General features: G+C 39.1%; 19 protein-coding genes and 3 pseudogenes. 14 read left to right on the forward strand and 8 right to left on the reverse strand.

Features of this window, described 5'->3' with window-relative positions:
• Nucleotides 1-298: 298 nt before the first annotated feature.
• The 3 genes from NSS77_RS08285 to NSS77_RS08295 are packed head-to-tail and all read right to left on the reverse strand — an operon-like array spanning nt 299 to nt 3,081.
• The gene (locus NSS77_RS08285) at nt 299-2,029 is read right to left on the reverse strand and encodes a M48 family metalloprotease (RefSeq protein ID WP_342471149.1); all 1,731 of its coding nucleotides are present in this window, start codon (nt 2,027-2,029) and stop codon (nt 299-301) included.
• Nucleotides 2,030-2,053: 24 nt separating this feature from the next.
• Nucleotides 2,054-2,662, reverse strand: a complete 609-nt coding sequence (locus NSS77_RS08290) for a YIP1 family protein (protein ID WP_041269747.1) — start codon at nt 2,660-2,662, stop codon at nt 2,054-2,056.
• Nucleotides 2,663-2,667: 5 nt separating this feature from the next.
• Nucleotides 2,668-3,081 carry a stage II sporulation protein M gene (locus tag NSS77_RS08295; protein ID WP_342471236.1) on the reverse strand — a complete coding sequence of 138 codons (414 nt, stop codon included), beginning with the start codon at nt 3,079-3,081 and terminating at the stop codon, nt 2,668-2,670.
• 308 nt (nt 3,082-3,389) lie between these two features.
• Here NSS77_RS08295 and NSS77_RS08300 point away from each other — a divergent pair.
• Together NSS77_RS08300 and NSS77_RS08305 are read left to right on the forward strand one after the other, a co-directional pair.
• Nucleotides 3,390-5,035, forward strand: a pseudogene (locus NSS77_RS08300) (IS1182 family transposase).
• Between the two features lie 42 nt (nt 5,036-5,077).
• Nucleotides 5,078-5,213, forward strand: a pseudogene (locus NSS77_RS08305) (IS982 family transposase); the annotation flags it as partial.
• 45 nt (nt 5,214-5,258) lie between these two features.
• Here NSS77_RS08305 and NSS77_RS08310 read toward each other — a convergent pair.
• Nucleotides 5,259-5,669: a DNA cytosine methyltransferase gene (locus NSS77_RS08310; RefSeq protein ID WP_342471150.1), complete on the reverse strand. Its 411-nt coding sequence runs from the start codon at nt 5,667-5,669 to the stop codon at nt 5,259-5,261.
• Nucleotides 5,670-5,749: 80 nt separating this feature from the next.
• Nucleotides 5,750-6,052 (reverse strand): DNA cytosine methyltransferase, encoded by a 303-nt coding sequence (locus NSS77_RS08315; RefSeq protein ID WP_342471151.1) that lies wholly within the window; start codon nt 6,050-6,052, stop codon nt 5,750-5,752.
• A gap of 180 nt (nt 6,053-6,232) precedes the next feature.
• Here NSS77_RS08315 and NSS77_RS08320 point away from each other — a divergent pair, with 180 nt between their 5' ends.
• The 6 genes from NSS77_RS08320 to NSS77_RS08345 all read left to right on the forward strand — a co-directional run bounded on the left by NSS77_RS08320 (nt 6,233) and on the right by NSS77_RS08345 (nt 10,962).
• The gene (locus tag NSS77_RS08320; RefSeq protein ID WP_342471152.1) at nt 6,233-6,463 is read left to right on the forward strand and encodes a hypothetical protein; all 231 of its coding nucleotides are present in this window, start codon (nt 6,233-6,235) and stop codon (nt 6,461-6,463) included.
• Nucleotides 6,464-6,716: 253 nt separating this feature from the next.
• Nucleotides 6,717-8,078: a transposase gene (locus tag NSS77_RS08325; RefSeq protein WP_342471153.1), complete on the forward strand. Its 1,362-nt coding sequence runs from the start codon at nt 6,717-6,719 to the stop codon at nt 8,076-8,078.
• Between the two features lie 63 nt (nt 8,079-8,141).
• Nucleotides 8,142-8,450, forward strand: a complete 309-nt coding sequence (locus tag NSS77_RS08330; RefSeq protein ID WP_244878053.1) for a DUF3784 domain-containing protein — start codon at nt 8,142-8,144, stop codon at nt 8,448-8,450.
• Nucleotides 8,451-8,484: 34 nt separating this feature from the next.
• Nucleotides 8,485-8,865 carry a DUF393 domain-containing protein gene (locus NSS77_RS08335; RefSeq protein WP_048623302.1) on the forward strand — a complete coding sequence of 127 codons (381 nt, stop codon included), beginning with the start codon at nt 8,485-8,487 and terminating at the stop codon, nt 8,863-8,865.
• Nucleotides 8,866-9,031: 166 nt separating this feature from the next.
• On the forward strand, nt 9,032-10,393 hold the full coding sequence (locus NSS77_RS08340) for a transposase (protein ID WP_342468410.1): 1,362 nt from the start codon (nt 9,032-9,034) through the stop codon (nt 10,391-10,393).
• A gap of 272 nt (nt 10,394-10,665) precedes the next feature.
• Nucleotides 10,666-10,962, forward strand: a complete 297-nt coding sequence (locus NSS77_RS08345; protein ID WP_100664556.1) for a hypothetical protein — start codon at nt 10,666-10,668, stop codon at nt 10,960-10,962.
• 472 nt (nt 10,963-11,434) lie between these two features.
• Here the strand turns inward: NSS77_RS08345 and NSS77_RS08350 are convergent, their stop codons facing one another.
• The gene (locus NSS77_RS08350; protein ID WP_342471154.1) at nt 11,435-12,601 is read right to left on the reverse strand and encodes an IS256 family transposase; all 1,167 of its coding nucleotides are present in this window, start codon (nt 12,599-12,601) and stop codon (nt 11,435-11,437) included.
• Nucleotides 12,602-12,838: 237 nt separating this feature from the next.
• Here NSS77_RS08350 and NSS77_RS08355 point away from each other — a divergent pair, with 237 nt between their 5' ends.
• Both NSS77_RS08355 and NSS77_RS08360 read left to right on the forward strand, forming a co-directional pair.
• Entirely contained in the window at nt 12,839-15,010 is a 2,172-nt protein-coding gene (locus NSS77_RS08355) for a YhgE/Pip domain-containing protein (protein ID WP_342471155.1), read from the forward strand.
• A 263-nt stretch (nt 15,011-15,273) separates the two neighbouring features.
• Nucleotides 15,274-15,411, forward strand: a complete 138-nt coding sequence (locus NSS77_RS08360) for a LacI family DNA-binding transcriptional regulator (protein WP_233504918.1) — start codon at nt 15,274-15,276, stop codon at nt 15,409-15,411.
• A gap of 502 nt (nt 15,412-15,913) precedes the next feature.
• Here NSS77_RS08360 and NSS77_RS08365 read toward each other — a convergent pair.
• A pseudogene (locus tag NSS77_RS08365) lies at nt 15,914-17,142 on the reverse strand (IS256 family transposase).
• 65 nt (nt 17,143-17,207) lie between these two features.
• Here NSS77_RS08365 and NSS77_RS08370 point away from each other — a divergent pair.
• Complete coding sequence (locus NSS77_RS08370; RefSeq protein WP_342471156.1) at nt 17,208-17,432, forward strand: hypothetical protein; 225 nt, start codon at nt 17,208-17,210, stop codon at nt 17,430-17,432.
• Nucleotides 17,432-17,725 carry a hypothetical protein gene (locus NSS77_RS08375; protein ID WP_342471157.1) on the forward strand — a complete coding sequence of 98 codons (294 nt, stop codon included), beginning with the start codon at nt 17,432-17,434 and terminating at the stop codon, nt 17,723-17,725. Before NSS77_RS08370 ends, NSS77_RS08375 begins: the two co-directional genes overlap by 1 nt.
• A gap of 87 nt (nt 17,726-17,812) precedes the next feature.
• Here the strand turns inward: NSS77_RS08375 and NSS77_RS08380 are convergent, their stop codons facing one another.
• Nucleotides 17,813-19,213, reverse strand: a complete 1,401-nt coding sequence (locus NSS77_RS08380) for a PLP-dependent aminotransferase family protein (RefSeq protein ID WP_342471158.1) — start codon at nt 19,211-19,213, stop codon at nt 17,813-17,815.
• Nucleotides 19,214-19,370: 157 nt separating this feature from the next.
• Between NSS77_RS08380 and NSS77_RS08385 the strand changes: the two genes are divergently transcribed.
• Entirely contained in the window at nt 19,371-19,784 is a 414-nt protein-coding gene (locus NSS77_RS08385) for a DUF2000 domain-containing protein (protein ID WP_342471159.1), read from the forward strand.
• Nucleotides 19,785-19,799: 15 nt separating this feature from the next.
• Nucleotides 19,800-21,086, forward strand: a complete 1,287-nt coding sequence (locus NSS77_RS08390; RefSeq protein WP_342471160.1) for an amino acid permease — start codon at nt 19,800-19,802, stop codon at nt 21,084-21,086.
• Nucleotides 21,087-21,324 lie beyond the last annotated feature (238 nt).

Genomic DNA, 21,324 nt, shown 5'->3' on the forward strand with positions numbered 1-21,324 from the left:
ACTTAACTCACTAACCCCTCGAGCTGTGACAGTATGATGCACCCATTATAATATAACGAACACGATGCTATCTCGATAGCTAGAATGTACGAAGGGAAATAGAATGTCATCATCAGAAAAACATCAGGGATATAAGTAAGGCGATTAAACTGAAAACAATTCGACGAGTGCTAGAGGATGATGAGACAGTCGTTGTAGTGGCGGAGAAATTAAACCTTTGTTATCGCGATAATATTATCAATGGATTAAGAAATATAAACAATATGCCCCCTGTAGACTTCAGGGAGCATATTGCATCTTAATGTCGAAATGATGATCGTCTGTTTTTTGGGAATTGACCATGGAGCTGTTGCAGATGCCGTACTCTAACATCTATGCTCGGATGTGTTTTAAAGTATTTAATCGGTCCTTTGACACTTGTCGAGGTGTAGTTAAGTCGTGATAAGGTAAGCAATGCAGAAATCATTCCATTTGTATCTCCCATGTGGAAAGCAGCAAAACGGTCTGCTTCCAATTCATATCTTCTCATATAGAAGCTGCTGACCAACAATAGAACTATTAAATACAATGGAATACTTGTCCAACCAAAAATGGGATGAAAGTAGAGAATGGCTTGAAATGTAATTAATGTTACACATGTTACACCTAGCAACTTAACTAAATGTTTTCTCTTAATATGAGCTATTTCATGCAAAATGACAGCCTCTAATTCTTGATTTTTTAAATTCTCTACTAAATAGTCATATAGGTATAGGTTCTTATGGATATATCCGGATACCATCGCATTAGCTATCCTAATATTCTTAGACGACTGCACGTAAATATTGTTAAAATGGATACCATGCTTTGCACTTAATAAATTGATACGGTCTAATAGTTCCCGTTCCTTTAACTTACGCTTTGGAAGGAGCAAGTTATATATATATGGTGCCGAGATATATGCAACAGTAATAATACATATCTGAACCATATAGGAGGTAATGATGTTTGTAACCATTGAATCAAATTTAGCAATATTAACTGGAATAAAATAAATCACGATATTAACCAAAATAGTGATTACAATGGGAACCACAAGAGGAACAAGCATACTCCATATTTCCGAGACAGGAGTATTGTCCTCTTTGGCAAGTTCTCCGTTTTCAATTTCCTTTATAATACGCTGTTGTAGGTAAATGAAATAAACAATCATAAAAAAAGCACTTATAACAAAAGGACCAAAGGCCAGTAGTACGCCACCAATCCCTCCCAGAAATATTTCATACCCCAGAAACAAGCCCGTCATTATGACATAACCCAATTGTAGGGCAACAAGAAGCAGTGCTGGAATCTGATATTTCTGACTAACACTTCGAACGTTTGCAGGTATCACATGGTTTGTTCTTACATGTTTTCGCAAAAGAGTTCCCATCCAAGTCGTAACCACCATTGAGATAATAGTAAGCAAGATATATATTAGAGTTTTGAGGACGACCTCATTTTCGTTAATATTTCCCTTCAATGTTAAAATTCCCATATTTCGGAATGAGTTTATATCTCCAATGAACTCGTCTTTACGTTCACTTAACAAACTGAATACTGGACGAAAACCTATTTCATTCAAATTTTTACCTTCTTCTGTTCTCCAGTCAATCATTTTATTTGTAAACAATGTCACCTGTACAGGTTGTTTTGCATGAAAAGGACTTGTAATATCCTTAGGTGATACATGTAGGATAAGGTTCTTACCTTCCTTTTCATATAACTCCTTCATGAACAGCGTAATTGTTGTGAAACTTGCACTATACTCAACTCTAGACCTATCAACATGTAATTTTTGAGAAGAAACCAACTCTTTTTCTAATGCATTAGCAGAACCATCATACATCTGCCTAGGCACCTTATATACAATGAAGTTTGTATCTCCAGTCACATGAATTTCAATGAGCAAAGGAGGGGTGTCTGATTTAGCCATTGCAGACGACACTAATTGAAGAAAACTGAAAATAATAACAAAGATGATTAATATACTAGAAGTTTTTTTAATCAAGGTAATAATTCCCTCCCTTAGATATTAGGAAAATATAAGACGGGCACTTATAAAAAGAATCACAAACATGAGAATAGGAGTGTATACAACAATAACAGAAGCCCATGTAGTTACTTTCACAAAATGTTTAATAAGGAACCAGCATAGAATAGTGCTGCTGACATATCCTATTATCCTAACGGAATCTGTTATCTGTTTATAAAATGATGAGTCTATTTCCTGCTGAAATTTTGTTACATCAGTTATATTCCGCAGATCTATGACAGGTGCATCAAAGATTGTGATGATATTAATAATAACAGACGCTATAACCATTGGAATAAATGAAAGTGATACAACTTTTAACATATCACGAAACAATACAGGCTTTCCAAGGAGAGAATTAACGCCAATATAGAGTATAAAGGAGAATAGTAGCCATATTACAAGTATTGTTGCTATACCAGTAACTATATTGATAACCGAGACAATCTCGCCAAACATAGTACTTCCAACTAATTCATCAATGTGAAATTTGTTGGACAGAAGCTTATAAGTCAGATAATTAAACAAAATTAAAATTGCAACAGGTAAATGGGATATAGATTTTAAACCGATTCCCTGTGGTACATTTAAGTTATTGTTATTCTTCATGTCTATCACCATAGTCCTAGTAGTTTAAATGAAACAAAATACTCAATAATGGCTGCGATACAAACTAAGCCTACAGATATGCTGAAATCACTGATGAGTTTAGGAAAAAATTGATGAGCCATACTTCTGTTGTCTATATAATTTAGTAAGAATATTCCCTGCAATCCCCAAGCTCCAGCTATAATAAATGCGGCCCACTCTATTAGGGCATGCGGAAGTGTCCCTGCCAGTAAAACGCTGATAGAAGCTTGACTTGCAATAAAAGATTTCAGTAGCTGACCAAACATAAACCCGTTATACACAAGCGTGGCGAAGGCTAGTAACCCAAATGAAAATAGACCCATGAATGCAGTAATCATCACTACTGTATTATTAACCAGAATATCCCAAAAAACAGATATAGTTATTTGATTTTGCAGTTCATGAACTTGTCCTACCGTTTTTTACAATAGGCGCATCAACATAGTAACCAAGACAAATGGATAACGTGAAAATCAAGGTAGCTATAAAGTAGAGTTTTTTCATACACACCCCTAATTTAAACTAATTTAAATTAAAAAGGAACAAATGAGGCTGGGACAAAACCCTCCTCTAAAATGGAAACAGCCCATGAAATGTTGGAATGAAATTTCATGGGCTGTTCTTCATTTTTTCAATAAAAATAAGGACATCTTCTGATAAAATTTAAGTATCTACCCCAAAAAATTTTATCAAAGGAAGTGTCCTTATGTTCAAATATTATAACATGAATCAATTAGTTTTGCCTCTAGATTTAGAAATAAAATTACAAGAAAATGATATTGCCTTCCACATTCACCATTTAGTTGAAAGTATCCCCGATGAAGCCTTTCAGCCGTTTCTTCGAAATACAGGTTGTCCTGCTTATCATCCACGCATGATGCTAAAAATTATTTTGTGTGCTTATTCCCAATCAGTCTTTTCAGGTCGGAAAATTGAAGCCCTTTTAAAGGACAGTATTCGGATGATGTGGTTGGCACAAGGCTATGAACCAAGTTATCGGACGATCAATCGTTTTCGTGTGCATCCGGAAGTAAAAGAATTAATTCGTCAATGTTTTGTCCAATTCCGTTGCCAACTGGTGGAAGAAAAATTAATTGATCAAGAAGCAATTTTCATTGACGGTACAAAGATTGAAGCGAATGCCAACCGATTTACTTTTGTGTGGAAAAAATCCATTGAAAAATACAACAAAAGCTTAATTGAAAAATCCAATCAGCTCTACAACGAACTGTTAGAGAAGGAAATCATCCCTGAAATGGAGCGGGAAAATGAGGGAGAACTGTCCGTTGAAGAACTCGCTCAAATGGTGCAACAAGTCGATGAAGTGATTACGGAATATGACCAAAAGATAGAAGCATCGCCCGATGCCACAGAACGAAAAGCATTAAGAAGCGAACGGAAATATCCGAAGCGAGTGTACAAACAGTTGATTGACTTGATTTTACGTAAACAAAAGTATCAAAAAGACTTCGAAATCTTGGGTGAACGGAATAGTTATTCCAAAACAGACTTAGATGCGACGTTCATGCGAATGAAAGACGACTATATGAAAAACGGTCAATTGAAGGCTGGATACAACGTACAAATCGCAACAGAAGGTCAATACGCACTGGCTTATGGCATTTTTCCAAATCCTACCGATACACGTACATTGATTCCGTTCTTGAATGAGATTGAGAAGCATTATTTTCCATTGCCAAAATATATTGTCGCAGATGCTGGTTATGGTAGTGAACAAAACTATGAAGACATCCTTTCGAATCGAAAATGTGAGGCACTCATTCCATATACCATGTATGAGAAAGAACAAAAGAAGAAATATAAACAAAATCCATTTCATCCAGACAATTGGATGTACGACGAAGAAAGTGATACCTACATTTGTCCAAATCAGCAGCGAGTAACCTTCCGTTATCGTTCTGTACGTACAGATAAGACTGGTTTCAAACGAGAATTGAAAATCTATGAATGTGAAAACTGTTCAGGATGTCCATTTCGTTCATCATGCACAAAAGCAAAGGAAGGCAATCACCGAAAGGTCATGGTGAATGAAAATGGGAACAACAAAAAGAATATGTAAGAGCGAAGCTTTCAGAAGAAAAAGCAGGTTCTATTTTCCGTCAACGTAAAATAGACGTAGAACCAGTTTTTGGATTCTTGAAGGCTAATTTGCGTTTCACTCGATTTTCCGTTCGAGGAAAATCGAAAGTGGAAAATGAAATGGGCATTGCCTTAATGGCCGTGAATTTACGGAAATACACGGCCAACAAAGATCAACTGACCAAAAATAATGGAGAGAAATGGAAAAAGGAGAATTTGAGTTGGCTCAAATTCTCCTTTTTCCTATTTTGAAGCTAGTTTTGTCCCAGCCTCCATACTTATTTCAAACATTTAAGATACGTCGAAACAACTTTTTCTGTACTTGTAGATCAGTTTCACATCACATCGATCCGTGTAAACAGCATCGAAGGTTTTGAAACGGCATTTACTAGCTTACACACCTGTTGTCCTTGTGCTAGTTGCACAATAGAGTTCAACTGACACCATGGGAAAAATTTAATATTCTACTAGCTTTTTAGTGTGACGTTAGTAAATGTTTAACTGCTTTAGCAATTACCCTTGACATAATAGGAGGAACAGCATTCCCTACTTGTACAAATTGTGCTGTTCTAGGTCCCTCAAATTTGTAATTATCGGGAAAACCTTGAATTCTTGCAGCTTCACGTACAGTCAACGAGCGTGCTTGCTTAATATCCGGATGAATATTATAATGTCCATCTTTAGCAATATGAGCTACAATAGTATGAGGGATCTCATTCCAATTATGCACTTTAAATCGGTCTAAAAACGATTCCTCATTTTGATGAGTTTTTAAATCATTAGGTAACTCGTTATATTTTAATTGAATGCCTTGATTCGAGTATTCTATAGCTATCCTATAAATCATTCGATCATGATCTCGAACAGCTCGTGCTTTATGATTCATAATCCCCATACTATTTTCTCGCATTTTTTTCTGATACTCAGAAAGTTCACTATTGTTTTGTAATGGATACTCTATTAACTTTAAATCTTCTCCCTCTCCAGGAGATAGCGAAGGTAAATCACCAATAACATTCCTTGTATTTTTTCTTCATTCCAGTATTCTGTGAAGCGAGAAAAATCTGGGTAAGTATAATTGAGTTCTTTCTTAAAACCAAATAATACTACCCTTTTTCTTCTTTGGAAAACTCCATAGTCAGAAAAATCAATAATATTGTTCTTATGTTCAGGATCATTACCAGATAGTATTGTATACCCGATGTTATCAAATTCTTCTTGAATAACCGAAAATATCTGTCCATCTTTAGCTGTTAAAATACCAGGCACGCATTCAATGGTGAGCGGTATTACGATCCAGAGACGGCAAGGTTTATCTCAATTTATCCATATCCTGGTAATAGAATATGGTAACTCTCCAACAAATGTAATTCAACCCTTTTTTTATAATTTTTTACTTTTATAATAAAAAATGTAGATTAAATTCTATATAAAAAAGAGGAATTATCTATGTTAACTAAAACAAATAACCAATTAAGATTATCTATGTTTGTAATTATTTCTAGTTTAGTATTGGTATTTAGTACATTACTCGCTCCACTGAAATCCGAAGCTGTAACTTCCAATGATATTCCGGATCATTCAGAAATTAATTCAGAAATAACTAATATTGTGATTGCATATACTAAATTCGATGAGAAGAAAAATAAGATTGTTATTACAAATAAGAAAGAGTTATAAAGGAACAGCTAAATTTAATAAATAATGCGCCATCATACAAAGAGGTAGTTAGTGTCATTAAAAAATTTAACAAAGTTACTCAACTTTCGCAGTGAAAAATTTATGAATAATCCTTGATTTGATAGGTTTCTTTGGGTATCTCATATTCACTTGACACTGAAAAAATTCGTCTAAAAACCAAAAAGACACCTCTTTCTTTTGGTAAACTATTGGTGACCAAACCAAAAACCAAAGAAAGAAAGGTGTCACCATTATGATAACGAAAAAAGAGTATTTTGCGCAATTACCAAAAGAAATAAAAGACGGATTTTCTGAATTACAAATTGGTAAACATTTAAGAAAAGCTGGAATTATCAAGGCTTGTGGTTATTCTTGTTTATCGATTTTTCAACTATTATTTCTTCTTGTTTTTCAATACAGAAACTGGTACCACGCCTTACAAAGCAAAAAGGCTGCCGATTTACCAGGAAAAGATACCATTTATCGTTTTTTGAACTCGTCTACGTATAACTGGAGAACCTTTTTACTGTCTCTGAGCTCCGAAGTGATTCGTCGTGTGAAACAAACGATTTCGAAGCGCCGTGTTACCGTGTTTATTGTAGACGATTCGATTTATTCTCGTAACCGTAGTAAATCGGTTGAGCTTCTAGCTAAAGTATTCGATTATTCAACTCGTCAGTTTGTCAATGGTTTTCAACTATTAACGCTCGGATGGTCCGATGGCTTTACATTTGTACCTATCGATTTCGCTCTTTTGAGTTCAGCGAACCAAAAGAATCGCTTGAACGGAATCCATTCGTCCATTGATAAACGAACCACAGGCTACAAACGACGGCTCGAGGCATTGGAAGCAAAACCAAACATGGTGTTGAAATTAGTAGAACATGCATTGGATAAAGGAATTTTCGCTGATTATGTGCTCATGGATACATGGTTTACTCATGCCCCGTTGGTGGAGAAGATTCACTCCAAAGGCCTTTTTGTCATTGGCATGGTCAAACAGCTGAAACAACGGTATCTTTTCAACGGAGAACGTTTAACCTTGGAACAACTGTATCGAAAAGCGAAACGAGACATTGGCAAAAAAGAAACACTCGGCTCGATTCACGCAACCCTTCATACGGGTTTACCAGTGAAAATTGTGTTTGTGCGGAATCGAAACAACCAAAGTGAATGGCTGGCAATTTTGAGTACAGATACCACGCTGTCTAATGAAGAAATCGTTCGAATCTATGGGATGCGTTGGGACATCGAAACCTTTTTTAAATTCAGTAAATCGTTTTTACATTTAGCCAAAGAGTTTCAAGGTCGTTCCTATGACATGATGATTAGCCATACTACCATTGTCTTCACTCGGTATATCTTGATTGCTTGGCAACTTCGGAAAGAAGAGGATCCGAAGACCATGGGCAACTTATTCTTGTTTCTATGTGACGAAGTAAAGGAGATGGACTTTAAAACGGCTTTACTACAATTGATTTCTCTTTTCCAAACTTTGGCTGAAGCTAAGGTTTATTTGAGTATGGACATTTTTCAGTGTCAAATGTCCAATTGGATTACTTCTTTACCTCGTTATATCAAGGACTGTCTTCATATTTCTGTGTGCGAAAGTTGAGTTTATAATTAAACATTCGGAAAAATCATTCCAAAAATGTCCATTTATTACGGAGGTGGAAATATGTCCTTAAATACAGATTTCTCTACTGCTATTGTTATTTGTATTATTACTGGTTTATTATTCATTCTTGTTGGTTGGCTTATTTGGAGAAAAAAGAAATTGAAATTAATTGCCGGGTATGATGAAAAACAATATAAAGGAGATAAGAATAAATTAGCAAGAGTGATGGGAATATATTCGATTACTCTTGGGATTATTATAATAATTTTCCCTTTTCTAATGGAATATCTGGGTGACTGGTCTTCATGGATATTAATTGGAATCATTGTGCTTTTAACGTTTTTCACTTTAATTAGAGTCTATTTTTAAATGAATACAAAATATGAAATAAGGTGAATTAATTATGTCTAAAATTATTGTCCTTTATGATAGTTGGTGTCCTCTCTGTGTGAGTATGAAAGAAAATATACAACGTCTTAATTGGTTACGTCTTATTGAATTCCAAACCATACGTGATGATTCAAGAATAATAAACATTCCCATACAGAAATTAGAAAAAGAAATGCATTGTATAAATATTAATAATGGAAAGATTGCAACTGGAATTGATGCAATTGCTTCAATCATCGCTAGAATTCCCTTGCTGACCATCTTTTACATTCCAATTAAATTATCAAGTTATTTCGGATTCGGTCATTATGTTTATAATTATATAGCAAGCACAAGAAAAATTGTACCAATAGGCAATTGCTCAGAAGAAACTTGTGATATTAAAAACATTTAAGTAACTCAACTTTCGCAGTCCAAAATCTTGTTTAAATGCTTGATGTAAATGGGTTTTGGAAGTACAAAATTATCATTTGACATTTTTTAAAACATAAAGAAAGACACCTATTCTTTTGGTAAAATATTGGTGACGAAACCAAATCCAAAAGAAAGGTGTCACCACTATGATAACGAATAAAGACTACTTTGCGCAATTACCAAAAGAAATTAAACAAGGATTTTCCGAATTAAATATTGGATATCATATAAGAAAAGCGAATATTACGAAACTTTCCGGGTATTCTTGTCTTACTGTTTTCAAACTGATTTTTCTTTTAGTCTTCCAATATAAGAACTGGTTTCGTGCTTTTATGAGTAAACGATCTCAGGATCTGCCCGGAAAGGATACAGTCTATCGCTTTTTAAATACACCAACCTATCATTGGAGAAAGTTTCTGCTTTCATTAAGCAGTGAAATGATCCGTCTGCTTCAACCATTAACTTCAAAAGATCGTGTCACAGCTTTTGTGATTGATGATTCTGTCTTTTCACGAAACCGTAGTAAGTCGGTTGAACTGTTGGCTAAGGTTTTTGATCACTCTACGCATCAGTACTTGAAAGGGTTTCAAATGCTTACCCTTGGCTGGACCGATAGTTTTACTTTTATTCCTATTGATTTTGCTCTTCTAAGTTCACCGAAAAAGGAAAATCGCCTGCAAGAAATCAATACCAATATTGATAAACGAACATCTGGCTATAAGCGTCGCCAGGAAGCTCTGAAATCAAAACCGGACGTGGCTTCAGCTTTACTTGATCATGCGCTTGAAAAAGGGATTATAGCTGACTATGTTCTCATGGATTCCTGGTTTACACAAGCGCCTTTAATTGAGAAGATTACGAACAAAGGGTTATTTGTCATTGGCATGGTGAAGCAATTAAAGCAGCGATACGTTTACAATGGTGAACGTTTCACACTGAATCAACTTTACAAATTGGCAAAAACGCACATGGGTAAAAAAGACATTCTCGGATCCGTTTATGCTACTTTAGACAATGGAATTCCAGTAAAAATTCTATTTGTACGAAACCGTAATAAACGGAGCGAATGGCTTGCTATTCTCAGCACAGATACAACATTAGAAAATGAAGAGATCATTCGTATTTACGGCATGCGTTGGGACATTGAAGTCTTCTTCAAATGCAATAAATCCTTTTTAAATTTAGGGAAAGAATTCCAGGGTCGTTCATACGACATGTTAATTAGCCATACAACCATTGTTTTTACACGATATATTCTCATTGCCTGGCAAATGCGAAAAGAGGAGGATCCTAAGACGATTGGCAACCTTTTTTACATCCTTTGCGAAGATGTAAAAGACATAGATTTTATTACTGCCCTTCAATCGCTTATTGACCTTTTCCAAACTTTGGCGGAATCCAAGGTTTCTTTAAACATGGACATCTTTAAAAATCAAATGAATAAATGGTTGGTTACTATACCTAATTATATCAAGCAATGCTTAAATATTACTGTGTGCGAAAGTTGAGAAAGTTATAAATAGTGCTGAAGGTGAAAACTTAAAAGAAAGTATTTTAGAAGAAGTAAATACACAAAATAATAATATAGTATCGATACAAAAAATCAGCGGTTGTGGAGCAGCATCCATTGCAGGTTTCGCGCATACTACTGCGTTTACTGGTCTTATGACTCTTGCTGGAATAAGTGGTCCAGCTGGTTGGGCAATAGGAACTGGTGTTGCCGCGGTATGGTTAGGGGCTAGTGCTGCTGCTGGTTGCTTACGATAGTAAGGGGGATAATATGAGCAAAAGTGACTTTAAAGCATTTCTGGGTGGAAAGGTAGATATTTTTTCTCGAGGCACTTTTCAGCAACTCACTTTTCTAATTATCTTTTCTCCCCTTTTCACAAGCATGTTTAAGGAAAAAGTTTTGCTTTATGCCATCTTTGTTTTATTAATTACAATCAGTAATTTGGGTGTTGAGTATTTTGCTATAACAAAAAAAGGTCCTAGTCCTAAAAATTATATAGGATTGTTTTTGTTAATTAGTCTCCCTATCAATATTATAATTTTGTTGATTTTTTATATCATGCCTTAATAAGTATTTTCAAAGTAATGACCCTATAATTTATCATTTTATAAAAAAACGCCTAGCAGAATGAAGTAATCCAAAAGAAAACACCTCCTGAATCGAATGTATAACTCCATTCGATTTGTGGAGGTGTTTGTCGTATGGGGACAAGAGTTCATATGATTTAACCGTCCTTCTTTTTTATTTAGGCTATGTTAATGACTATTGTTGATAATAATTTTTAGAGTATTCCATCTTCAACAAACCTGCCCCGTTAGTTAACCAAGAAATCGTTCCACAACTTTTAAAAAATGAGCACTTCAAATTTTAAATTTCGTCAGGTACCGTCAAGAATTTTGTGTAATGTAAATGGGGTAGGGTTTCTCTGAAATGGATTTGAATTGATAGGGGACTGATTTTCTCCACACAGGAGACTGAATATTCAGTCTCCTGTGTGGAAAGGGAGAATCCCCCTATTTTGTTTATTTACAGTATTTGGTTAATGATAACGTTCTTCAAACATTCGCTCGAGGGCTTCCTGCGCTTCGGCAAATCCTCTTAACTTTCGCCCTGCCCATTTCTCATTAAAATCTTGGATGGTCAAATACACGACTTTTTCCGCGGCTTCTAAACTGCTCAAACTGTTCATCGGCTTTAGACGTTTCCGAATCTCTTTGATCGTTCGTTCGATGACATTCGTCGTGTAAATCACACTTCGAATACTGCTTGGATCATCCATAAATGTAAGGAGGACATCCAACTCATTGGCCCAAGATTGAACTTCTCTTGGATATTTGCTGGACCATTTCGACTCAAACTGTTGAAACATTTGTAACGCCATCTCCTTATTCGGCGCGCGATAAATCAGCTTGAGATCCTCGGCCACTTCGAATTGGTCTTTTTTCCGAACACGGCTGAGGGTGTTGCGGACTTTGTGCACGACACAGCGCTGCACATCGGCTTTCGGATACACCGACTTAAAGGCTTCCTCCAGCCCCGGTAGTCCATCAAATACGCCCAGAAGCACTTCCTTTACGCCTCTGTTGTATAGTTGTTGAAGAATCTCCTGCCATACATAGGTGCTTTCTTGTCCTCCCACAAAGAAATCAAGAATTTCGCGATATCCTTCTTCGTTCACCCCTAACACCACATAAACGGCTTCTTTCTCCACGGTTTCGTGACGAAGTTTTACGTATAAACCATCCAAATATAAGACGGAATAACGCTTGTGCAGTGGACGAGTGTGCCATTTCTCGATGTCTTCTTTCACGACATCGGTAATACGGCTGATCGTCGCTGGAGAATAGGCATTGCCTAAAATTCGTTCAATAAACTTGCCAATTTCACGCGTACTCATGCCACTTTGATACATCCTGATGATGGCTTCCTCCAGCCAGCCGGTGTGGCGTTGGTAAGGAGCGAACAATTGGGTTTGAAATTCTCCGTTTCGGTCTCTAGGGACCAAAAGACCTTCAATCCGACCATATTGCGTATCTAGATTTCGTTGATAGTAGCCGTTTCTCATATTTGATGTTCCGGCCTGTTCTATTTCGAGGAAATTCTTGATTTCTTCCCGCATGATCAGTTCTAATTTTTCCTTTACAAACTGACGAATGACACTTTCCAGTTGATTTGCCCAGTCGACATTCGGTATACTTTTAGACATAGGTAGGGTTCTCCTTTCTCTGGAATGTTTTTCGTCCAATCAGAGAATACCCTACCTTTTTTCTTTTGGTCTAGTAAAATGCTTTACACAAAATTTTATACATCATCTGCTGGTTAGCCAGCAGTTTTTTGTAAACATACTGTGCTCGTTTCCAATCCGCCGCTTATGTTTAGTTTTTTTTTCATTGGTTTATACTAACAAAAGCAGTTTAATCACACTAAAGGGAAGTTGAGGTTCGTGAAAAAGATATGGAATCTTTATGTTCACGATATGAAGCAAATAGCAACAAACTGGGTAGCGGCGGTATTGGTAGGCGGATTGCTTCTTCTGCCATCGCTTTATGCGTGGGTGAATATCGAAGCTTCTATTGATCCGTATGCCAACACGAGAAACATTAAAGTAGGAATTGTCAATGAAGACAAAGGGGCAAAAATTCAAGGACATGCGTTTAACGCCGGAAAAGAAATTGTTAGGGCGCTACGAAACAATCATGACTTAGGCTGGAAATTTGTTGGCAAACAAGAAGGAATGAAAAACGTCCGCAATGGCGATTATTTTGCGACGATCGTCATTCCAAGCGATTTTTCAGAAAAATTGGCTACCATTGTGCAAGATAGGCCGGAGCAGGCCGTCATTCATTACTATGAAAATGACAAAAAGAACGCGATTGCGCCGAGAATCACATCCAAAGGAGCAAGCACCATCACCGAGCAAGTAAGCGATCAATTTGTCGCTGTTGTCAACAGCGTTTTGTTTTCTATCTTTCATGAAGCGGGGGTGGCATTAGAACAACAGCTGCCAGATATTCGCCATTTTGAGACCCTGATTTTTCAGCTGCAGACGAAGCTGCCGGAAATCAAGCGGCTGTTAAACCAATCGATGTCCGACGCGAAAGAGGCGGAACGGCTTGTCAATAAAGCGGAAAAAACGCTTCCCGAAGCGAAACGGATCGTCAACAGCGGCATTGCGTTTCTTGATGAAATGAATCAGTTTTTCACGAAAGCGGAAGCAAAAGCAAAGACATTGACGCCGCAAATCACGGAAAATTTGCGTACGCTGCAGCAAATCGCCATGTCCATCTATGCCGTAACTAACAAGCTGCAAGAAAACCTTTCCCTTGCCCAGCAGCGGCAATGGCTTTCCGACGTCCAGAGCATGGCCGCAGCTGGGGAACAAATGGCAGATGAAGCGCAAACACAGCTTCGCATATTCAATAACATGATCGAAAAGCGAGCTTTCTCTCGCACGGCTTCCGCCAATATGGAACAATTGTCCGGCCGTCTGACAGGCATAAAATCCAATTTAAGAGAAGCACAACGCCTTGCCAAGTTAGCGTACGAGCAAAGTGAAAACGGGGCGCAGCTAGGCAACCATCTTCTCACCGACCTAAATGAGCGGGCGGCAGCTGCGGTAAAGCAAGTCGATCGGGTGATGAATGAATACGAGCAACATATCGCACCACTCATGAAAGAAAAAATGAACGAAACGAATCAGACGCTTCAAGACGCCCGCAGCATACTCGCGGACATCGCCAACACCATTCTGGAATTAGAGCGGTTTCTTCAGCACGCCGGCAGCGGTCTCAAGCAGGGGGAAGAAATGTTGCAGACGGCAAGCGATCAGTATCCGTTTCTTGCGCGGAAAGTCAACGATATCGCTTCCTTTCTTGTAAAATTGAAAAAAGAGACAAACATCTACGACATCATTCGTTTATTAAAAAATGATCCAAGAGCAAAAGGTGAATTTTTGGCCCATCCCGTCGACTTAAATACGCATAGATTGTTTCCGCTTCCGAACTATGGATCGGGGATGAACCCGTTTTATACCGTCTTGTCCATATGGGTGGGCTGTCTGCTGTTAGTGTCGTTACTTTCTACCGAACCTTATGAGGCAGAAGGGTATACCAGCAGAGAAATTTATTTTGGCCGGCTGCTGACGTTTTGGACATGCAGCAGTATTCAGGCGCTTATTGTCACGTTAGGAGATGTATTTCTTTTAAAGAATATTTATATTCATGACTCCGGCTGGTTCATCCTCTTTGGGCTGTTATGCAGCTTTGTGTTTATTGTCATTGTCTTTACGCTCGTATCAGTATTCAGCGACGTCGGCAAGGCGCTGGCCATCGTCCTGCTCGTTTTTCAAATCGCCGGAGCAGGGGGGACGTATCCGGTTCAGCTTATTCCGGAATTTTTCCAAAACATCAACCTGTTTTTGCCGTTTACGTATGCGATTGATTTGATGCGCGAAGCAGTCGGCGGCATTGTGTGGGGAAAAGTGAAAAACGATGCGGTTCGTCTCATGATGTTTGCCGTCCTGGCTCTCTTATTAGGTACGCTTCTGAAAGAACCGTTGAACAAATACATGCATTCGCTGCATGCGAAAGCGAAAAAAAGCGGATTGTTTCATTAAACCATGCGGCATAGGCAAAATGACCGCCCGGCTTTTTTGTTTATATCCGATGACGCCATCGATGGGAAACAGAAACAGCCAGCGCGGATATGGACGCTGTTTTAAAAAAAATAGATTCGTTACGGCGGAAGGCACGGATTTGATTCGTGCCTTTTTTCATGACGAAGTTGCAAATGATTTGACAAATGAATGCATGTATAATATCCATCTTGGAATGAGGCTTTGAAAACGAACCGGACCAAACGGTATAGAGGCTAACTTTAGTGGGCTACACCATTAAAGACATCGCGTTGAGGGCTGGTGTTTCGAAGTCGACGGTTTCGCGCATCATTTCGGGAAAAGGGGTTGCAAGTCCAGAGACGCGTGAAAAAAGTATTAAAGATGAAGGAGCTGCAGTATAAACCAAATGCCTTGGCAAGGGCGATGGTTTCGCAGCGAACGAACAATATAAGCGTAGTGGTTTATCATTCACGTTCTCCAATGGCTTCGATCCTATAATTTTTCTTGAAACATGCTCATTTTCCTGCTTTTCCAAAAGTTTGTTATTCTACAGTAACAGATAGTTAAAGATGGAAACTTCTTGTATACTAAATACGTATAACCATTACGTCGATGGATTGTCTTTGTTTAAGGGGGATAGAGAAATCATGAATGGAGAGCCCGGAAAAAGAATCTCCGAACGAGCGCTATCGGTCAAGTCCAAATTATTGTGTAAATTCCCCTTTGATAGACAACATGGACCTGATGACTTGACGTATGGTAGGTAAGACCGGAAAGTCTCCCTGCCAGTCGCCTTCCCGGACAAATGATCATGTTGTCAAGGAACAGGCGTGTCAAGGAGCTTTCGCGGCATATCCTCGCTTCGCTCCGGTATTCCACGTTCTCCTTGACACGGCGTAGAGGTTATCCCACTCTCTTGATCGCCGGAGCCTCCTGATTCACCGATCGGACTCCTTGCTCTTTCGTTTTCCGCCACTGCCAATATTCAGCCATATCCAAGTATTTGCGCCCTGACATCCATTTTTCGTCGATTTCGATCAACACGGCGCCAACGAGGCGATACACCGATTCCCGGTTCGGAAAGATGCGGATGACCCGTTCTCTGCGGCGGATTTCCTCGTTCAGCCGTTCCACTCCGTTGGTCGTGCGCAGGCGCCGCCGGTAACGGTCCGGATAGTCCAATACGGCGGTGGCGTCTTCGAATCCCTCTTCAAGGATTTGCATGGCTTTTGGCGCTTTTTCTTCCCATTCGGCCAGCACTTGTTCCAATAACAGCCGGGCCGTTTGCTTGTTTGGGGCATGAAGAATCCCGCGAATCTCCTCAAGCAAGGCATCCTGCATATACTTTGGTGCGGCATCGAGGATATTGCGAATAAAATGTGTCTGGCATCGCTGCCATGTCGCTCCTTGGAAATGCTTTTCAATGGCTTGCACCAGTCCACCGTGCTGATCCGAGATGATCAAGTCCACTCCCCGGAGTCCTCGGTCTTTCAGCCATCCGAAGAACTCGCTCCAGCTGGACTCCGATTCACTGTTTCCGATTTGCAGGCCAAGAATTTCCCGGTATCCTTCCTCATTCACTCCCGTGGCGATCAACACGGCTCTGGAGCGCACCCGTCCATCTTCCCGGACTTTCGTATAAATCGCATCCACCAGTACAAACGGATACACGTGTTCATGCAAGGAACGATGATTCCAGTTTTGGATAATTGGATCCAGCCCCTTGCACAGCGAGGAAACCGTGGATTTGGAAAACGAGGTGCCGCACAACTCCTCTGTGATTTGGGTGATTTTTCGGGTAGACACCCCGTTTACCACCATTTCCATGAGTGCCAGTACCAGTGCTTGTTCGCTCCGTTGATACCGTTGGAACAGTTCCGTAGAGAACTCTCCCTCTCTTGTTCGTGGAACGCGCAAGGTCAACCGTCCCACCCGGGTTGTCAGCTGGCGTGGATACGAACCGTTGCGATAGCCTTTTCGTTCTTCCGTTCGTTCATAACGGCGAGCCCCCAGCTGTTCTTCTACTTGTGCCTCGGATTGAGGACTTGTTCCAGTAGCTTCGCTAATCCTTCATCTCTGGTGAATAACCCGTGCAAAAGTTCATCATTTAGGGTAATATGATATTGAGCCATGGTTGCATTCCTCCTTATGTTTGGTGTTTTTGGTCCACTGTTTATTCTACCAAAGGGGAAGCAACATGGCTCTTTTTCTATTTCCCTTTTTACACAATTATATGGACTTAACTTCCACTTTTTTCGAGTCTGTGAAGAACTGGCTTGGTGAATTGGAAAAAGTGCTGGAAAACAATCGGCTTAAGGCTTGTTCAGATATTGCCATTTACCGGGGAACATTGATTTCCGTTGAACGTGGTTTAGTACCGGCAGATTTGATTTTTACCAAACGGAAATCCCAAAAAAAGTAATGGATGCCGTTGCCATTGAAACGTTGAAAAAAGCAAATGAACTTATCAATACCATTATCAGTGGACCCTTGGCTCAAATCAATGAAGCGGAAAGATTGATTCGTCAAATTATCCCGATAGCGGAACTGAAAGGATTCCTGCCACCTTATGAAAGCAACGCCAATCGGACGATATATTTGAATCAAGTATGGACGCAAATGTCCAATGATCCGGATCTGGCCAATATATGCCTGCATATTAAAGGTTTAGTGACTCAACAGGATATTCTGATCCTATTAGATCGAAACTTATGATTCCTAAAATCCGCTTTCTGAAGGTGAAAGTGCCAATTGTTAAAAAACGCCAAACCCCAGTTGCAAAAGGTTTGACGTTTTATAATTTTATACAAGTGCTTGTTTTAATCGATCAATGCCTTCTTGAATCTCCTCTGTTGATAAATTACCATAACCCAAAATCACTTTATTTTGATGAACGCCTTTTTGAATGGCATGGTGTTCGACAGGATAGATTTTCACTTTATGTTCTTTCATTATCTTTGCAACTGTTTGATCAGTAAATTGACGATTTTTAAATTCCGCAATTAAATGTAACCCTGTTGAATCTCCTGAAATATGGACAGTTTCTCCAAATGCCTCTGTTAAACATTTTCTTACTTGTTTTCGCCGTCCGTCGTAAATTTTTTTCATTTTTTGAATATGCCGTTCCAAATGTTTTTCTTCAATAAATCGGGCGATGGTTAGTTGTTCCAGCGAAGGTGCGTGAAGGTCCATATACCATTTTAAATCCTTCGATTGCTTTATTAAGGATGGAGGAAGAATTAAATATCCCAATCTGAGCGCAGGGGATAGTATTTTACTAAAGGTTCCCACATAGATGACCCGGTCAGGATCAAGTCCCTGCAGAGAACTAATGGGAGCTCCCTGATAACGGAATTCGCTGTCATAATCATCCTCAACAATAAAACAATCCGCATTTCTGGCAAATTGAATAAGCTCAATCCGGCGTTGAATTGGCAACGTTCCTCCAAGTGGAAACTGGTGGGACGGTGTAACAAAAATAAACTTTGGCTTTTTCTTTTGCGGCAGAAAATCGGTTTGCATTCCTTGTTCATCCACAGGGATAGGATAAAGGGATGCCCCTTTCGAAGTGAAAATCCTTTGAATTTCAAAGGTAATCGGATCTTCAATGATGACTTCATCCCCGGCGGAAAGCAAAAGATTTGCGATTAACGTGAAGCCTTGAGTTGCTCCGGAAGTGATGACAATTTGGTCCGGATGGCAATCCACCCCACGCATTCTCTTTAAGTATTGGGAAAGGATATAACGCAATTCCGCCCTGCCTTCCGGATACCCGTAGCCAAATACAGAATTGGCTGCATTTAAACAAACCTCTTTCGCAATTTTTCCCCATGTATTTCTTGGAAACAAATTTAAAGCAGGTATACCGGAACGGAAATCGATCACGTCATTTGCATTCTCTTCTGATTGATGTATTTCTACAAAAGACAAGACATCTTTTTTCTTTTGCTGATTTAAAAAAGCTCCTTCCGCAACGTATGTTCCGGAACCTTGCCTCGCTTCAATATATCCTTCCGCTAATAATTGCTCGTATGCTTCGATGACGACATTTCGGGATATTCCTAAATGGGATGCCAACTCCCTGGTAGGGGGAAGTTTTTCACCAGCCATAAGCTCCCCATCCAATATGCGGATGCGAATTTGCTCATATACTTGCCGAATTAATGGGATATCCATTGTTCGGTCGATTTCCAACCAAATCATAGCGATTCACCCTTATAAATTGGTACTATAAAAATCCTTTAAAAGTGGCTCTTATAAAAACCATTTTAGCATGATACATTATGAGAGAAAATGATAAATTACACATATTGGAAATTGTAGCATGCGTATGACAAATCAATGATTTGGAGGAATTCGGATGGAAATGAAATGTGTCATGGTGATTGATGCAAATTTGCCAACAGGATTAATTGCCAATACAGCTGCCGTACTTGCGCTTACATTGGGAAAGGAAATTGAAGGGATTATCGGGCCAAATGTGGTAGATGGAAGCGGCCAAAAACATAGAGGAATTACAACGACTCCGATTCCCATATTAAAGGGGGATGCTGTGACAATTAAAGAATTAAGAGAAAAGGTATGTAGCGATGAATTTTCGAATTTACTGGTAGTTGATTTCAGCAATGCAGCACAAACAACCAAAAATTATGAGGAATATACGGAAAAAATCGCATCTTGTACAGCCAATGATCTTGAATATTTAGGGATAGCTCTATATGGGGACAAGAAAAAGGTGAATAAACTGACTGGAAGTATGGGGCTTCTAAGATAATAAGGGGGGAATTTTTTGAATTTAAAAAGAAAGTTAGGTTGGAAAGAGGCCGCTGCTCTTGGGATTGGAGCGATGGTTGGTGCGGGGATTTTCATTCTTAGCGGTGTAGCCATTGGGAAAGCGGGGCCGGCTGTCTTGCTTAGCTTCATCATTGCGGCCATTTTGGAAATCCTGCTTGGATTATGTTATGCGGAATTAGCCTCAAGATATCCTAGGGCAGGGGGAGCTTATGAATATGTCAGTCAAACCATGGGGCCGTTTGTCGGGACATTAATTGGCTGGTCCTATTGGGGGGCATGGCTTGCAGCGAGTAGTTTCGTGTCCCAAGGCTTTGGCAATTATCTTCATTCGTTGACAGGGGCGCCTCCCTTATTAAGCGCGGTCCTTCTTCTTCTTGTTTTGGGACTATTCAATATGTTAGGCATCAAGTTTAGTGGGGCTGTTCAAGTAGGCATAGTCATTGTTGAAATCATCGTCCTCATTTTATTTTTTGTTTCAGGTTTTGGCCATGTAGATCCTTCTTTTTATAAACCGTTTGCTCCGAATGGAATGGAAGGAATATTGGCTGCTGCATTGGTTGGATTTCTATCCATGGTTGGATGGGATGTTATAGTGGATGCTGGAGAGGAAATGAAAAATCCAAGTAAGACGATTCCTAGGGGGATTTTATCTTCTATTATCATTGTCCTTGTATTATATTGCGGTCTATTATTCATTTCGATTGGGGTTGTTCCGTGGCAAGAGTTGGGAATATCCAATGTGCCTGTCGCTTTTGCCAGTCAACAGTTTTTAGGGGATTTTGGCCCGACGTTAGTAAGTATCATCATTGTTATTTCATTACCGGCAACAGCGAATGCCTTTATCATCTCGATTTCAAGGACCGCTTTTGCCATGGGAAGAAGGGGATTCTTGCCTAAAAAAATTGGCACGATTCATTCCCGATTTCAAACCCCCGTTTGGGCCATAATACTAGGGGTCAGTATTCAGATTCTATTTACACTCATTAGCTCCATTAATATTGCTGTGAATGCAACAGGATTTTTATATCTTATAACGTTTATTTTTACCATAATGGCGCTGTTTATTTCCAGAAGGAAAACAACAAAGGAAGAAAGAAAATCCCAATTCTCGGTCCCCTTTTATCCATTTTTACCGGCTGCCGCTTTCTTCATCTGCGTTTGCTTACTAATTCCTGTTGGGCATTCAGGGCTTATTTCAGGATTCATTTGGCTTTCAATTGGTGTTGGTATCTATTTCATTCGCTATAAATCGATGAAAGTGCGTTTACTAGATTCAGTATAAATTAACTTTCCAGGATAGCGCTGTTTCATATGAGGGTAACCGGATTATTCTGGTTGCCTTTTTTGTTTAGCTAGTATTGGGACAAAGCCCCGTTTAACAAATAAACTTAAAAGGATAAGCGATTAATTTAATGTTCATCAGGGGAAGATGAAGGCAAACGTTCTTTCCGTTCCTCTCCGGCAACAAATCATTCTGAATATTCCTATTATAAAAACTTTTTGTCTGAGGAGAAAATATA

Origin of the sequence: Ureibacillus sp. FSL K6-3587, from assembly GCF_038593165.1 — a bacterium.
Classification (GTDB): domain Bacteria; phylum Bacillota; class Bacilli; order Bacillales_A; family Planococcaceae; genus Ureibacillus; species Ureibacillus suwonensis.

Excerpts from the sequence above, each read along its gene's own strand:
- NSS77_RS08375 (WP_342471157.1), top strand. The coding sequence starts at position 17,432 with ATGGATGCCGTTGCCATTGAAACGTTGAAAAAAGCAAATGAACTTATC.
- NSS77_RS08325 (WP_342471153.1), top strand. The coding sequence starts at position 6,717 with ATGATAACGAAAAAAGAGTATTTTGCGCAATTACCAAAAGAAATAAAA.
- NSS77_RS08370 (WP_342471156.1), top strand. The coding sequence starts at position 17,208 with ATGGCTCTTTTTCTATTTCCCTTTTTACACAATTATATGGACTTAACT.
- NSS77_RS08380 (WP_342471158.1), bottom strand. The coding sequence starts at position 19,213 with ATGATTTGGTTGGAAATCGACCGAACAATGGATATCCCATTAATTCGG.
- NSS77_RS08350 (WP_342471154.1), bottom strand. The coding sequence starts at position 12,601 with ATGTCTAAAAGTATACCGAATGTCGACTGGGCAAATCAACTGGAAAGT.
- NSS77_RS08345 (WP_100664556.1), top strand. The coding sequence starts at position 10,666 with ATGAGCAAAAGTGACTTTAAAGCATTTCTGGGTGGAAAGGTAGATATT.
- NSS77_RS08385 (WP_342471159.1), top strand. The coding sequence starts at position 19,371 with ATGGAAATGAAATGTGTCATGGTGATTGATGCAAATTTGCCAACAGGA.
- NSS77_RS08330 (WP_244878053.1), top strand. The coding sequence starts at position 8,142 with ATGTCCTTAAATACAGATTTCTCTACTGCTATTGTTATTTGTATTATT.
- NSS77_RS08290 (WP_041269747.1), bottom strand. The coding sequence starts at position 2,662 with ATGAAGAATAACAATAACTTAAATGTACCACAGGGAATCGGTTTAAAA.
- NSS77_RS08310 (WP_342471150.1), bottom strand. The coding sequence starts at position 5,669 with ATGAATCATAAAGCACGAGCTGTTCGAGATCATGATCGAATGATTTAT.
- NSS77_RS08335 (WP_048623302.1), top strand. The coding sequence starts at position 8,485 with ATGTCTAAAATTATTGTCCTTTATGATAGTTGGTGTCCTCTCTGTGTG.
- NSS77_RS08320 (WP_342471152.1), top strand. The coding sequence starts at position 6,233 with ATGTTAACTAAAACAAATAACCAATTAAGATTATCTATGTTTGTAATT.
- NSS77_RS08340 (WP_342468410.1), top strand. The coding sequence starts at position 9,032 with ATGATAACGAATAAAGACTACTTTGCGCAATTACCAAAAGAAATTAAA.